Below are 15,423 nucleotides of genomic sequence, written 5' to 3'. Positions count from 1 at the left end.
GCCAACAAGGCAATCAGGACTGCAAAGTGTTCTACTGCTGATTGGATATTTATTCACTATGTCTACCCCGGATTCCACTGCGCTTGCGCAACAAATGTCTACCCGTTTCGCCTTTCTTATCACCGGCCTTGCTATGTCAGCATGGGCACCATTGATTCCATTTGTTAAATCCCGGTTGGCGATTGGTGAATCCACCCTTGGTTTGCTGATTTTGTGTTTTGGTATAGGGTCGCTCCTGGCGATGCCCGTTACCGGCCTGCTGGTCAATCGCTACGGCTGCCGCCGTGTCATTACCACCAGCCTGTTATTGATGTGCATCAGTCTGGTCTGCCTTGCCATTTCCCCCGGGATTCCGGGTATGGCAATTAACCTGTTGCTATTTGGCATGATGTTGGGCGGCACCGATGTCGCCATGAATATGCAAGCCGTAGTGGTAGAGAAAGCCAGTGGCCGTTCAATGATGTCCGGCTTCCACGGCTTTTACAGCTTGGGCGGGATTTTTGGCGCCGTAGTCATGAGCGCCCTGCTTTGGTTTGGATTAAGCCCCTTCCACTCGCTACTCAGCCTCACCGCCGTACTGCTGCTCATGCTGGCTTACTCCGCCAAGGATTTACTCCCCAAGGCCGAAAGTGAGGCCAGCGGTGAACGCGATCCCTTTTTTGTCTTACCACGCGGCAAAGTGCTGCTCATTGGCAGCCTGTGTTTTGTCGCCTTTTTATCGGAAGGTGCCGTGCTGGATTGGAGCGCCGTATTCCTCAATACCCTGCGCGGAATCGATCCTGTCTATGCCGGTCTAGGCTTTGCCTGTTTCTCTGTCGCCATGACCATTGGTCGCTTCACCGGCGATAAAATCGTCAACGCCCTCGGCGGCACCCGCGTTGTACTCTGGGGCGGCCTCTGCGCCGCCACTGGTTTTCTTCTTGTCGTGTTTGTCCCCCACAGCGCCGCCGCGTTTATCGGGTTTACCCTGGTTGGCGTTGGAGCATCCAACATAGTCCCGGTACTCTTCACCGCCGCCGGCAATCAGGACTCCATGCCCATGGGCCTGGCAATTTCAGCCGTGGTAAGTATGGGGTATGCCGGATTATTGGCAGGCCCGGCAGTGATTGGGTTTATTGCGGAGCTGAGCAGTCTGAGCGTATCGTTTGGGATTGTAGCGCTGGGGCTGTTGGCACTAGCAGCGCTGGCTAAAAAGGCAACGACTAAATAAATACCAGACGTGAAGTGCTAAGACAGCATTTTCTTAACGGTATTTTCCAAAGGTTGCAGATATTGCTCTATGACAGCTGCAACCGTCTGAGCATCTATATCGCCTAAGTAATTGTGGACAAGGATGTTGCGAAAGCCGCTAATTTCTCTCCACGGAATATCAGGATATTGCTGCTTTAATTCCGTTGGTAATTGCTGCGTAGCTTCCGACAAGGTTTGTAAATTACGCAAGGCCGCGTCATACAAAATATCGTCTTGTCGAATGTCACCACGCTCCTGAATACGGCGTATTTTGCCAATCGAATCCAAAATATGGAATGCATAGGGCTGCCACGGCTTACTCATATATCTACCGCCTCGCTTAATACTGCAGCGCGGATATGGCAATTCAATTCATGCTCAGGAATCAAGTCCACTTTGCGCCCCAGCAAATTAGACAAGCGGTCAGCCAAGGGTAATCGCTGCTTAAACAAATCGTATCCCACCGGAAAATCGACTAGAAAATCCACATCACTATTCGCATTTTCCTCCCGACGGGCAACTGATCCGAAAACGCGAATCCTGCGCGCACCAAACTGCTGGGCTATAGCATCGATAGTGGCTTTTTGTTGGTGCAAATCTTCTAGCAGCATAAATACCCCCTGAATGAATTCTCGCTGGTATATCACATCCTATAGTTTAATAGTCTAAGCATAGCCGTATATTCATCTACCTTGAAAATACCACCGTCTTGGTGCCATTCAATAAAACCCGATGCTCAGCATGCCAGCGCACGGCTCGGTTGAGCACAACGGCTTCAATATCACGCCCAATTTCTGCCATTTCATCCGGTGAATTCACATGGGATACACGCTCAACCGATTGTTCAATAATCGGACCTTCATCTAAATCGGCCGTAACAAAATGCGCAGTCGCACCAATCAGTTTTACCCCGCGATCAAATGCCTGGTGATAAGGCTTGGCACCTTTAAAACCCGGTAAAAATGAGTGATGAATATTGATCGCACGGCCATTTAATTTACGGCACAAATCGTCGGAGAGAATTTGCATATAGCGCGCAAGCACCAAAAAATCCGCCTGCAAATCCTGCATCAACTGCCACAACTGCCCTTCTTGTTGCGGTTTGGTATCGGCAGTAATCGGTAAATAGTGGAACGGCAATTGATACCACTCGGTTAAATCGCGCATCACATTGTGGTTGGAAACAACGCCCACAATATCAATCGGCAGCGAGCCATTTTTCCAGCTGTTGAGCAGCGCATTCAAACAATGCCCCCACTGGGAAACCGCAATCAACACACGCGGCTTACTGGCGCTATCAAAAATATTCCAATCCATTTGATACTGTTCACCGAGCGGTTTAAACAGCGAGCGAATCTGCCCTAGGTTATAACCAGTTGGGCACTCAAATACGGTGCGCATAAAAAAGCGGTTGCTTTGCACATCTTCAAATTGCGAAGACTCTTTAATGTTAAACCCCAAGGTCGCAAATAAAGTGGCCACGGCGGCCACCAAGCCTTTGGAATCCTCACAACTAAAGGTTAAAACGATTTCCTTAACAGCAGACATGTGATTTTCTCTTTATCGAATTCAGCGTTTACAACAGGGGATTATGGGCAATCCGGCGCTCGATCGCTATTCGCTCGGCAGCAGCCCAGTCAAAGGCCTCATGCTACTTGTACTAATTTGCGTAAGCAACCAGCAAAAACCGACTCTCAGCACCAAAATATGGTTAAATTCTAACCCAATGAATAATACTCCAACCCAAAGTCTGGAGACTTCAAATACTGCTGATTACCATAAACCATGGGTTCAATACGCCTGCCGAAGAAGCCCTAGCCGTTTGGATTGACTGACGTAGGGCGCGCTTCGCGAAGCAAGCCGCCGTATTATTGAAAACCTAATATAGGTAAAAAGCATGGACGATAAAAGAAGATGACTTTTAAGGATGCTCAGCAAGCAAATACTATCGAAAATTTAAAATTTCCAACCATTGATGGAGACATTCCGCCGGTGACTAGAATTTATGATTTGGTAGTTAAGCAAGCCAAAGAAAAGTCACAAAGCGAAAAATATATCGACTTCAAAAGCGAACTAGACTTAATATTTTTCACGTTACAAGAACACGTGCATCATTAATAAAACCCAACGAGATTCAAAAGATAGATTTTTCTGACTTAGGCTGGAGATCAATCTGCTGTCTGGCCGGAAATCAAGCGATTGTACTTTTCCACTCAGAAAAATCACCTGACTTCCTTAAAAAATAACCACCGAATTCATACGGCGGCTTGCTTCGCGAAGCCGCCCTACTTTAAACCTCCTGATTCACCAACTCCCTAAATGCCACCGCCAAACGCGAATAAATCGGGCCTGGGCATTCAGGTATTTTGCGGCCATCCGCGTATCCTACTGGAATTAACTCCGCTCCTGTCCCAGTAAGAAAGCATTCATCGGCGGTGAACAGATCATAAGGGGCGAGCTGGATTTCGCGCGCTTTTATGCCGAGTTTTTCAGCGAGTTCCAATACCACTTGGCGGGTGATGCCATCGAGTGCGCCTTCAATAACAGGCGGTGTTAATAATTCGCCGCGCTGCACGATAAAAATATTATCCGCACTGCCTTCTGCAATCCTGCCTGCACTGTTGAGCAAAATGGCTTCGTCGGCGCCAGCGTGTGTGGCTTCAATGCGCGCGAGAATATGGTTGAGGTAATTCAAACTTTTGATGCGCGGATCGAGGCCATCAGCACCTAAGCGACGGGTGGCGGCGATAATGACTTTTGCACCTTCACTGCGCACTCTTTCGCTCACCAATTGCAAACGATCTGCAACTATAAAAACAACAGGTGAATGGCAGCGTGAGGGATCAATTCCCAAGGGACCAGGGCCGCGTGTGACTACTAAACGCAAATAGCCGTTGATTTCCGGTGCGGCAGAAATGGTTTCAATAACGGCATGAGTTAATTGTTCGATGCTGTAGGGAATACTGAGCGCAATCGCGCGCGCCGAGAGGAATAATCGCTCGAGATGCGCTTGCAAACGAAATGCACGCCCGTTGTAAAAACGAACCCCTTCAAACACGCCATCACCATATAAAAGACCGTGGTCAAAAACAGAGACAGTGGCTTGTTCGAGCGGAACTATGTAGCCGTTGCGCCAGCATACTGGGGTGGCGGCTGTAAGTTTGTGATCCGCAATTGTCAAATCAACCATAAAATTCTCCGGTGAGCATAGTGCGGGCTTTGCCGCGTAATAGGACGCGATCATCTTGCCAATCCAGCGTTAATAAACCACCGCGCGGCGATGCTTGTTGCGCGCGCAGATGGGTTTTGTCGAGGCGATTGCCCCAGTAGCAAGCGAGCACACAATGCGCGGAACCAGTGACGGGATCTTCACTAATACCGATCTTGGGCGCAAAAAAACGCGAAACCATATCCAGACCGGAACCTGCATCGCCCGGGGCGGTGAGGATTAATCCGCGCGAGGTGAAGGAGGCGATTTGTTCGGCATTGGGTACAAAATTGCGCACAGCAGCGGCGGAATCCAATACGGCGATAAGATCATCTCGCCCTTGCCCAAACCAATGAGGCTTACCACCGAGTAATTGCAAAAGTGCCGGCGGAACGGTGGCGACTGACTGGGGGAAATCGGCAGGAAAATCCAGTTGGATTTCATCGCCTATTCGTTTGGCTGAGAGCAGACCACTGAGGGTGTGGAATTCCAATATCGCGGCGGTTTCACCGGCGTGTTGCCAGAGGGCATGGGCGGCGGCGAGGGTTGCGTGACCGCAGAGGCTGACTTCTACCTGCGGGGTAAACCAACGTAGGTTCCAACTGCCATCCGCACCTTTGTGGACAAAGGCAGTTTCGGCTTGATTCATTTCCAACGCGACCTGCTGCATCCAACTGGCGGGCGGCTCTTTATCCAGAATGCATACACCTGCGGGATTACCGCTAAATGGCCCCTCTTTTAACGGCCCGGCAATAAAAGCATCGACCAAGAATAATGGGTAGCTCATGGCTCCTCCTGTAGTGTCCTTGTGGTGTACTGATAACTGTTTTTTGCGAGAAAGCAGTGTATTTCTTGTGCAACAACCATTACAGTTTCAAAAATACTTAATTGATACGATACAGATTTAACCAATCTGAATCTGTACCTATCAATTTTTACCAAAACTGTACCTATCGAACACCAGCATGGAGCGTTGATGGACATTCTTTACCGCAAACTTGCCGATGAACTTGCCAGTCTGATTAACGCCGGTGGATTCCAATCGGGAGACCGCCTACCGGGTGTGCGCAATCAGGCGCAGTTACGCGGTTTGAGCATCGCCACCGTGATTACCGCCTATCGCCAACTCGAGGATTGGGGATTGCTGGAGGTGCGCAACCGCTCGGGTTTTTACGTCAAAGCCAAACCTGCGGTGGCCGCCGCACCACCGCGCATTGTGGTGACGACTATGCGCCCTGCTCCGGTTACCGGGCAGGATATGGTGCTGCAATTGATCAAAGCCGCCAATGACCCCGCTGTTGTGCAATTGGGCGCGGCAGTTCCAGCTGCGGAGTTTTTGCCGACCAGGGCGATCGAACAGGCGCTTACCAAGGCCGCGCGGCAGTATCGTGTACGCACCGCTAACTATGAGTTTTCGCCCGGTGCGCCTGAGTTGCGGCGACACTTATCGCGCCGTCTTGCTGATGCCGGTTGCGCAGTGCACCCGGATAATCTGGTAATCACCAATGGCTGCCAAGAAGCGCTGACACTGGCATTGCGCGCGGTGACATCGCCCGGTGATGTAGTTGCCATCGAATCACCTACCTTTTACGGATTGCTGCAAGTCATTGAATCGCTGGGCTTGGAGGCGTTAGAGATTCCTACCAATCCGCACTCAGGTATGTCATTGGAAGCGCTTGAACTCGCGCTGAGTCGCTGGCCAGTAAAGGCGTGTGTCGTCACACCCAATTTCAGCAATCCACTCGGCTGCCTGATGCCGGATGAACACAAACAAAAGCTGGTGGCGATGCTCAAAACGCGGGACATTCCGCTGATTGAAGATGATATTTACGGCGACTTAAGCTTCAGCCATGCGCGCCCTTCACTACTAAAGGGGTTGGATGAAAATGTGATTCTGTGTAGCTCGATCTCCAAAACCTTGTCGCCCGGTTTGCGTGTGGGCTGGATCGCACCGGGGCGCTATCAGGATAAAGTCGAGTACATGAAATACGTGCTAAATCTGGCGACAACGACCATCCCACAACTGGCGGTGACCGAGTTATTGGAAAACGGGCAATACGAGCGTCACTTGCGACGGGTGCGCGGGGACTATGCACAGGCGGTAACACGTATGACCGAAGCGGTAATTCACTACTTTCCCGAGGGCACTAAAATCTCGCGCCCGGAAGGTGGTTTTGTGATTTGGCTGGAGCTGCCGGGTGATGTGGATAGCTTTGCACTGGCCCGCAAGGCCTTGGCGCAAGGAATTAGTATCGCACCCGGGCCGATTTTTTCGGCGAGTCAAAAGTACCGGCAATTTACCCGACTCTCGTGCGCTTGTGTGTGGAGCAGCCGGATTGAGCGGGCATTGGTCAGTTTGGCCGGACTGCTTTAGCATCGCTGGCCGATAAATACGCTTTGCTCTGGCAGGTTTACCATAGCTGTCATGCTTGCCAAATGTTATAAAAACCACCTCTCTATAAACACATGAATAATCATTTATGACGACAATCTTATCCAACTCAAACTATCGCCCCTGTGTGCTCTGGTTTACCGGCTTGAGTGGTGCAGGAAAATCCACTACGGCAGCAGTACTGCAAACCCTATTAAACGAATTGGGTTGCCGTACTTACCTGCTGGATGGCGATGTATTGCGTCAAGGGCTGTGCAAAGATTTGGGTTTTAGCGAAGCAGATCGCGCCGAAAACTTGCGCCGTGTTGGTGAAGTCGCACGCTTGATGGTCGACGCAGGATTGCTAGTGATTTGTGCAACTATATCCCCGTTTGAAAAAACACGTCGCGAGTTACGCGCGCGCTTTCCATCCGGCGAATTTATTGAAGTGTTTATTGATGCGCCGCTTGCTGTTTGCGAAGCACGCGATCCGAAGGGCCTTTATCGCAAAGCGCGGGAGGGGAAAATTACACAATTTACCGGTATTGATTCCGCTTACGATCGCCCCGCTGAGGCAGAACTGCATTTGCGCACCGATCAATTGGATGTAACACAAGGCGTGGAACAGATAATCTCTTTCCTGAAAAGTAACCATTATCTGATTAATCCGCAGCCCTAAAACAAGATTGCCAGAGGCAACACACTTGGATGGTGTCGCACTCTGGCAATGATTGTTTGCGCTAAAAACCGTGGTCAATCAATATCAACTGAGCCGTTAAAACCGATAACGGCCAGACAGCGAATACAAATCAACCACCTGATCGCCCAGATAAATTCGCCGTGCATTAAATCCCATCGAGATAGACTTGGTCAGTAACCAATCCATACGCACACCCGCTAATGGCGCTACACCACTGTCACTTTGCAAGGTGATTTGGGCCTGGTTGGTTTTACGGTCGTCCTGCCAGAAATAAGCGCCCGCTTCCAACGACAGATTAATTGGACGCTCGCTGAACAGGGTTAATCCCTGCACCGCCGTCCAACCGCTTGCACTCACCGGATAGGCATCGGCAAAGTCGCGCTTGAAGGCGACCAGATCAGTGTCGCCATCCAGGGTCATATCGACATTCACATCACCCAACTCCAAAAAGCCCAGTTCGGTGTAGGTGTAGTCGTGCCATTGGTAACCCAGAGCGATTTGGTAGCCGCGACGATCCACATCGTAACGATCTACCCTGAAGTCATGACCGGCGGCGGCCAGTGTCTGGCTGAAGGCGGCTTCATGGGTGCCACCTTCAACTTTGTAGACATCTACTCGCACAAAGGCTTTACCATCGGTCAGTGCCTGGCTGGAGACCGAGGTCACCAGCAGCGCGGCGGTGAGCAAGCTTTTGCGTTGTCTTGCACCTATCCATTTCATCATCAGCAGGCTTCCTATTAACAAGATCCAGACACCATCTACCGCACCGCCCCCTTTGGATTTGAGGCTGACATCCGGTTTTGGTGGTTCAGGGGTTGGCGGCTCCGGGTCAACCGGCAGTGCGACACTGACTGCACCCGGGTCGACAATCGCGGAGTTAACCAAACCATCGTCGTCGTTCGGGCCACCATCGGTGATGGTGAGCTGTACACAGAGGTTGCCCTGGGTCAGACCCGGGGTCCACTCCGCATTACCGGGTGGTGGACAATAACCAGGGTTGCCGGGTGCGGAGAAAATGGTGTTGTTAGTATCTTCCTGGAAGTTAACCCAGTTGCCATTTTGGTATTTGCGATAGACCGCATTCGCCGGGATAGGAGATGCTTGTGGAATCACAATGCGCACATTCTGGCCCGGGGTAGGCAGATCGTTAATCACAAAGTCAAAGATGCCGCCTACCGGTTTAAAGGTAGGGTCGACTATCAACTCACTCATTGCACCCAACTCGTTATCCAGAATCTGCACGCCACCGGATTGACCAACCAGGGCAAATTTACCCAGGCCACAGCGAACCCCCGGATCACATTCAATCAGGTAGGCATTGGTGACCGCACCTTGTTGCGGCAGGATGTTGGTGGTGGGCATGCTGTCCAGATAGTCTGGGATACCGTTACCATTACTGTCACCCAAGCCTTCATCCAGGTCACTGATGCCATCGCCATCGGTGTCAACATCCGGTGACAATACTGGCAAGCTGGCAACTATACGGAAGAACAACTGCACATTGGCAGAGGCTCCACCGGAATCCGTCACCGTTAATTGTGCTTGATGACGGCCACTCAGATTGCTCGGATCAAACACCAGGGTGTTATTGACCGGATTACCGTCAGTATCGCCTAACACTGTGTCACTGGCTGACCAGTCGTAGGTGTGGGTATCACCGGGGTTCAGGTCAGTCACGGTAGCCGTCACGGTCACCGGGCCGCCGGTTGGGGTGATTTGAATGGTATTGATGCCACCTTGAGTCAGTCCCAGGGTTACGCTCGGCGGTATGTTGCCTTCGCGAATACTGATGGTATGGCTGTTGGCAACACCAGCGTTGATATCACTGCCCAAACGTACTACCAACTGGCTGTCTGTTAAGCCGCTGAGGTTAGCGATCTGTACAGGAATTGCTACTTGTACCTGCCCTTCTTCAGCAAAGTTAGCAGTACCATTCACCAGATTGTGCTCAGTACTCGCTGCGGTAGTGGCATTAGTGTCAATCACATAAGGAACGCTCAAGGGGTACTGCGGTGCCTTACCGTTAAGCAATACACGGAATTCCACTGCACTACCGCGAATGGCGATTTGTGATTTACTCAGCGATACCAACGGATTGATAGACACCACTTGGGTAGCCGTACCGCTCACGTCCGCCGCATTAGTGGCCTTCCAGGTCACCTCATGACGCCCCGGAGGCAACAGCAACACGTTGTTGGCATTCAACCCTTCCGGATTGGTGGTGCAACAGGTATTACCGCTCACACCATCACTGGCCATGCTATTGAGGATCGCCTCCACCTGCTCCTGAGTTGCCGCCGGGTTCAAGCTCAACAACTGACGCAGACTGACTGGGGTGTAAAGCCCCGTAGCATTGATAGTGATGTCATCCGGTGCGGTCACCACAGGTTGCAATGGATCGATTGTCGCCACCACTTCCAGAGTAAAGGCTGGCAGTGATGCACTCAAAGTGCCGTCGCTCACGCTGATAACGATACCGGTTGTAGTACCTACATCGGCTCCGGTTGGTGTGCCGGTTAAGGCACCGGTGGCAGGATTGAAACTTGCCCAGCTTGGTTTGTTGGTGATGCTGAAGGTCAGTGCATCGCCGACATCCACATCGCTCGCGGTTGGGATGAAGCTGTAAGCGACATCCTGATCCACCGAGGTTGCTGGTGTACCGCTGATGACCGGCGCTTCGTTCACATTACCTACAACCAGATCAAAGGCCGGCAAGCTAGCACTCAGAGTGCCATCACTTACACTGATGATGATACCTGTTGTGGTACCTACATCTGCCTTGGCTGGTGTACCTGTTAATGCACCAGTCGCGGAGTCAAACATAGCCCATGTGGGTTTGTTGGTAATGCTGAAGGTCAGTACATCTCCCACGTCCACATCGCTCGCGGTTGGGATGAAGCTGTAGGCAACATCCTGATCCACCGAGGTTGCCGGAGTACCGCTGATAACTGGTACATCATTCACATTCACAACTGTCAAATTAAAGGCTGGCAGTGAGGCACTCAAAGTGCCGTCGCTCACGCTAATTACAATCCCGCTAGTCACACCCACATCGGCATTGGTTGGTGTGCCGGTGAGTGCACCGGTTGCAGGATTGAAGCTTGCCCAGGTTGGTTTGTTGGTGATGCTGAAGGTCAATACATCATCGACATCCACATCACTCGCGGTTGGGATGAAGCTGTAGGCAACATCCTGATCCACCGAGGTGGCTGGTGTACCGCTGATAACCGGCGCTTCGTTCACATTCACAACCGTCAAATTAAAGGCTGGCAGTGATGCACTCAAAGTGCCGTCGCTCACGCTGATCACAATACCGTTTGTCACACCCACATCGGCATTGGTTGGTGTGCCGGTTAAGGCGCCAGTCACCGTATCGAATACGGCCCAGGTAGGTTTGTTGGTAATGCTGAAGGTTAAGGTATCGCCTGCCGTGTCAGTTGCTGTTGGGATAAAACTATAGACTGCATCTTGATTGACACTAAGTGCTGGTGTACCGCTAATGATGGGTGCTCCATTCGGCGTAACCGCATTGGATGACGTCGAGGGTGAACCAGTACCCACCGCGTTGGTTGCACTCACGGTAAACGTATAACTGGTGCCATTGTTCAAACCGGTAAAGGTAATGGGCGAGCTGGCACCCGTTGCCGTTGCACCGCCGGGGCTGGCGGTGACGGTGTAGCCGGTAATCAATGAACCACCGTTGAAGGCCGGTGCAGTGAAGGCGATGCTAGCCTGGGCACTACCAGCAGTCGCAGTACCAATCGTTGGTGCTCCGGGAACCACGGCGTTCACTGTGAAACTATTGGTCACTTGGGGTGCAGCCAAGTAGCTAGCATCCCCCGCCTGATCAGCGTTGATCGTACAAGTGCCTGTGGACACAAAGGTCAAAGTACCGCCCGAGGTGATGGTACACACGGCGGGAGTCGATGAAGTAAACGTCGGAGTCAAACCAGTTGCATCAGTAGTCGCTATAAGCGTCGGCGCGGTACCAAAGTTTCGCGGCCCAGGGTTAGCAAAGGTAACCGTCTGGATCGATTTGGGGGTTATAGGGTTGGATGCAACTGATGCCGGACTGGTGCCAGCCGAGTTATCCGCCGTCACGGTAAAGGTGTAGGCCTGTCCGTTAGTCAACCCGGTCACCACAATCGGTGAGGAAGCGCCGTTTATCGGAGCAACATCCGGTGGACTTACCGTCACTGTGTAGTTGGTAATGCTGGTACCACCGGTGTTGATCGGCGGCGTAAATGCGACGCTCGCCTGGGTATCACCGGCGATTGCCGTGCCTATGGTTGGGGCAGCGGAGACCACAGGGTTAACAGTGAAAGTACGGCTCACCTGAGGCGCCGGCAAGAAGGACGAGTCGCCCGCCTGATCTGCGTTGATGGTACAAGTGCCAGCGCTGATAAAGGTCAACACCCCGGCACTGTTAACTGTACAAACGCTGGTGGTGGCTGAGGTAAAGGTGACCCCATAACCAACGCCCGCCGAAGAGCTAGCTGTCAGGGTTGGCGCAGTACCATAGTTCTGCGCTCCGGGATCAGCAAAGGTAATGGTTTGCGGTGCGGCAGGGGTTACCGAGTTGGTAGCTGCCGAGGGATTCCCCTCACCCGCCGAGTTGGTGGCGGTCACGGTAAAGGTATAAGCCACTCCGTTCATCAGCCCTGTTACCGTAATAGGTGAACTGGAACCCGTAGCAGTTGCACCACCCGGACTAGCGGTGACGGTATAGCCGCCGGCAAAGATAGCTGCACCGCCTGTACTGGCAGGCGCAGTAAATGTCACCGTAGCTTCAGTATCACCTGCAGTGGCAGTGCCAATGGTTGGTGCATCAGGGACTACCGCATTCACAGTGAACGTCTGGGTTACTGTAGTCGCCGCATTCCAGGTATCATCACCTGCCTGATCCGCATCAATAGTACAACTACCGGCAGTCACGAAGGTCAAAGCACCATCACTGGTGATAGTACAAACGCCAGTGGTGGATGAAGTAAAGCTCACTGTAAGTGAGGATGTAGTGCTGGCCGTCGGACTCAAGTCAGGCGCAGTACCAAAGTTTTGTGTCCCGGGGTTCGGAAAGGTAATGGTTTGACTACCTTTAGGGGTTGCCGAGTTGGATATACCCGATACCGTGCTGGTACCAACCCCATTAGTCGCAGTTACAGTAAAGGTATAGGCAGTGCCGTTGGTGAGACCATTCACTGTAATCGGTGAGGTGGTAAAACCGTTACCACCTCCAGTAAATCCACCCGGGTTAGAGGTTACGGTATAACCCGTAATCGCTGAACCACCATTGTTAACAGGCGCAGTAAAGGCAACAGACACCTGGCCATCGCCTGGTGTTGCTGCACCGATGGTGGGCGCGTCCGGCGCTGTTGGGATGGCGACAGTGTGAGTGGTACCGCTGGTATAGGCCGCTGGGCTCACGTTACCTGCTGCATCAACAATATCCGTCGATCCATTCAGGTTGACCTTAATGGTACCGTTGCCAACAATACCATTCACCGTAACCGTGAAACTGGAACCAGACCCGGAAACACTGGCAATGGTGCCACTGGCTGTTCCAGTAGTGCCTAATGCAAAGTCGTCGGTTGAAACGCCGGTCACCGATTCACTAAAGGTCACAGTGAAATTCACACTGGTAGCCGCCGCCGTTGGGCTCCCGCTTACCACAATGCTGGATACCGAAGGTACAACACCATCAATAACCAAGGCTTTATTGTTACCTAATGAATTGGCTGCACCCGGTGAAGCCAGGGTCAAAGTCGCGTCATTACCTGCGGCGTCTCTGATGGTTCCCCCACCCAATGTCAGCGAACTGGTGGCTACATAATCCAGGTCACTGGAATTATCCCCAGCCTGAACGGTATAGCTAAATGTCAACGAAGAGGTACCACTACCGTTCGTATAGTTGATTGTCTGGTCAGTTGTACCCGTCTCCAGTGTTAACTGTGGAGTACCGGTCACGGTTACCGCTTCACTGAAGTTGACCTGCACACTGACTAGATCACCAATCTTATAGGTTCCATTTGCTGTACTGGAATTTACTGATGTAACGGTGGGAGCCACGCCATCAATAACCAATGCTTTATTATTGCCCAGAGAGTTTGCCGCGCCAGGGGTGGCAAGTGTAAGGATGGCATTGTTGCCTGCTGCATCACGAATAGTACTGCCGTTCAAAGTCAGGGCAGTAGTTGAGATGTAATCTAGATCAGCACTGACATCACCCGCCTGTACGGTATAAGTAAATGTCAAGGTACTGCTGCCGGTGCCACTGGTATAGTTGATCGTTCTGTCGGTAGCGCCAGTTTCCAGGGTTAATTGTGGTGTACCTGTTACATTAACTATCTCATCAAAATTAACCTGGATACTAATTGGAGAACCTATTTTATAGGTGCCGTTTGGAGTACTGGAGGTAATAGAAGTTACAGTGGGGGGAGTAGAATCAGGCAGTACACCAGGTTCAAAATCTATATCGTCGATTGCAACTGCGGTGTTGTTGCCGGTAAAACGGATTTCATCGATGTATTGCCAGTCAGCATTAAACGTCAGAGTACCGCCAAACCCTGCACCTACCCCGTTTTTTGTATAAGTCACAGAGCCTGAAGAATCTGAGGCGCCGGTATTAATAGAATCTGAGGCGACCGAACTACCATCGCGATACCCCGTTATTGTCAGGTTTGGGCTAGTTCCCAAGCCAGCTCCTGTATCAATTTCCATTGACACAATACGAAACTCTGAGCCATCTGCCGAAGTGATTCGCGCGTCAAAGGCTCCCCCACGACAGTATTCGAATTATCTATATTGAATATCAGGGCAAGATCGAATCCATAGGGTTTGCTGCCATCTATCGGCGTAATGGAAAAGCTAACGTCATTCGCCGTGATGGTGCTTTTCGCACCAGCGGGAGCTACCAGAGTGAACCTGGCCCCATCGATTGTTTCAGGAGATGTGAACTCATAAGGGGCACTGGCCGGGCTGTCAAAATTATTATCCGTTGGAACAACGGCGTATGTTTCAGTGGATGCCAAAATTGCCAAGCCACCTAAAAATAATCTGACCCCATAACTCCGATATCCAGTAACCAGATTATTGATCACATGAATTATTTTGTAAGTAGCTAGCAACATGATGCTTCCCCGTTAATGACTTGTTTTCAACAAAAATAGTGCGCATCCTTTGCGCACTGTCTGACGTGAGTTCCATATCCCACAACTATTTAAAACTAGTTACGTGAAGGGAAAATACCTTCAGTTGCGATAATAAAATTAACCACAACATAAGGCTGAACAATTGGCACTGGCAGATTATTCCCCACAACGCCTGTATTCCCATTCACATTGACGTTCGTTGTAGTAGTCACTGGCAAAAGAGTGGTATCAGGTGCAGTCGTGCTGAATGCATTGAGCGCAGCCAGCCCATTGGGTACTTTGGCTGGTACTGTGGTTGGTCCGGGAGTTGGGGTATTACCATTGGCAGAAGAAGCCCCAAGTGCAACGCTGACATTTCCGGTTCCACTCAATGCAACGGTATGGTTATGAGCGGGCAATTCATTGATCGTCAATGTTACACTTTCAGTCCCACTTACCTCGCCCAAGGTGTATTGGCTGGTACCGGGGCTTTGGCCTTGATGCACAGGCACACGCCCTTGAAGGTTAGGCAGTGCAAAAGTCGTTTGCCCATTGCCACCATAGGTGGTGCCTAAAATTGCAAAAAGCGCAGAATTTTGCGAGACGGACAATAATTGTCCATTACAAAGAGCCCAACCACGCGGAGCGAAGTTGCCCGCAAACATAATAATTTCACCAAGAAACGGCTCAGACATAGTTCTTCTCCTTAACTAGTTTTTAGGATGGTTTTTTAAGTACATAAGTTGCTCCTTGTATTTTCGATAAAGCCTGACTCTCATCCTGCCCA

The 15,423-nt window shown here is 51.2% G+C and carries 12 protein-coding genes; 4 read left to right on the top strand and 8 right to left on the bottom strand.

The window, feature by feature from the left end; all coding sequences use genetic code 11:
• Positions 1 to 58: 58 nt before the first annotated feature.
• Entirely contained in the window at positions 59 to 1,210 is a 1,152-nt protein-coding gene (locus B0D95_RS02920) for an MFS transporter (RefSeq protein WP_078042497.1), read from the top strand.
• 17 nt (positions 1,211 to 1,227) lie between these two features.
• On the opposite strand, the gene B0D95_RS02915 is transcribed toward B0D95_RS02920, so the two are convergent.
• The 3 genes from B0D95_RS02915 to purU form a co-directional block, all read right to left on the bottom strand.
• Complete coding sequence (locus B0D95_RS02915; RefSeq protein ID WP_078042496.1) at positions 1,228 to 1,554, bottom strand: DUF86 domain-containing protein; 327 nt, start codon at positions 1,552 to 1,554, stop codon at positions 1,228 to 1,230.
• Positions 1,551 to 1,841, bottom strand: a complete 291-nt coding sequence (locus tag B0D95_RS02910; RefSeq protein ID WP_078042495.1) for a nucleotidyltransferase family protein — start codon at positions 1,839 to 1,841, stop codon at positions 1,551 to 1,553. Before B0D95_RS02910 ends, B0D95_RS02915 begins: the two co-directional genes overlap by 4 nt.
• Before the next feature lie 76 nt (positions 1,842 to 1,917).
• Entirely contained in the window at positions 1,918 to 2,778 is an 861-nt protein-coding gene (gene purU, locus B0D95_RS02905) for a formyltetrahydrofolate deformylase (protein ID WP_078042494.1), read from the bottom strand.
• Positions 2,779 to 3,144: 366 nt separating this feature from the next.
• Here purU and B0D95_RS02900 point away from each other — a divergent pair, with 366 nt between their 5' ends.
• A complete protein-coding gene (locus tag B0D95_RS02900; protein ID WP_078042493.1) occupies positions 3,145 to 3,348 on the top strand; it encodes a hypothetical protein in 204 nt (67 codons plus the stop codon).
• Positions 3,349 to 3,520: 172 nt separating this feature from the next.
• Here the strand turns inward: B0D95_RS02900 and ilvE are convergent, their stop codons facing one another.
• Together ilvE and B0D95_RS02890 are read right to left on the bottom strand one after the other, a co-directional pair.
• Complete coding sequence (gene ilvE / locus B0D95_RS02895) at positions 3,521 to 4,420, bottom strand: branched-chain-amino-acid transaminase (RefSeq protein ID WP_078042492.1); 900 nt, start codon at positions 4,418 to 4,420, stop codon at positions 3,521 to 3,523.
• The gene (locus B0D95_RS02890; RefSeq protein WP_078042491.1) at positions 4,413 to 5,225 is read right to left on the bottom strand and encodes a PhzF family phenazine biosynthesis protein; all 813 of its coding nucleotides are present in this window, start codon (positions 5,223 to 5,225) and stop codon (positions 4,413 to 4,415) included. Before B0D95_RS02890 ends, ilvE begins: the two co-directional genes overlap by 8 nt.
• A 189-nt stretch (positions 5,226 to 5,414) precedes the next feature.
• Between B0D95_RS02890 and B0D95_RS02885 the strand changes: the two genes are divergently transcribed.
• Positions 5,415 to 6,812, top strand: coding sequence for a PLP-dependent aminotransferase family protein (locus B0D95_RS02885; RefSeq protein WP_078042490.1), 1,398 nt, complete (start codon positions 5,415 to 5,417; stop codon positions 6,810 to 6,812).
• 106 nt (positions 6,813 to 6,918) lie between these two features.
• Positions 6,919 to 7,488 (top strand): adenylyl-sulfate kinase, encoded by a 570-nt coding sequence (gene cysC, locus B0D95_RS02880; protein WP_078042489.1) that lies wholly within the window; start codon positions 6,919 to 6,921, stop codon positions 7,486 to 7,488.
• Between the two features lie 96 nt (positions 7,489 to 7,584).
• Here the strand turns inward: cysC and B0D95_RS02875 are convergent, their stop codons facing one another.
• The 3 genes from B0D95_RS02875 to B0D95_RS02865 form a co-directional block, all read right to left on the bottom strand.
• Positions 7,585 to 14,202, bottom strand: a complete 6,618-nt coding sequence (locus B0D95_RS02875; RefSeq protein WP_210403672.1) for a fibronectin type III domain-containing protein — start codon at positions 14,200 to 14,202, stop codon at positions 7,585 to 7,587.
• A complete protein-coding gene (locus B0D95_RS02870; protein ID WP_078042487.1) occupies positions 14,181 to 14,636 on the bottom strand; it encodes a hypothetical protein in 456 nt (151 codons plus the stop codon). Before B0D95_RS02870 ends, B0D95_RS02875 begins: the two co-directional genes overlap by 22 nt.
• Positions 14,637 to 14,731: 95 nt before the next feature.
• Positions 14,732 to 15,331: a phage tail protein gene (locus B0D95_RS02865; protein ID WP_078042486.1), complete on the bottom strand. Its 600-nt coding sequence runs from the start codon at positions 15,329 to 15,331 to the stop codon at positions 14,732 to 14,734.
• Positions 15,332 to 15,423: the final 92 nt, after the last annotated feature.

Source organism: Cellvibrio sp. PSBB023 (assembly GCF_002007605.1).
Classification (GTDB): domain Bacteria; phylum Pseudomonadota; class Gammaproteobacteria; order Pseudomonadales; family Cellvibrionaceae; genus Cellvibrio.
The sequence above is the reverse complement of the archived record's forward strand: the minus strand, read 5'-3'. Positions and strand labels throughout refer to the sequence as shown.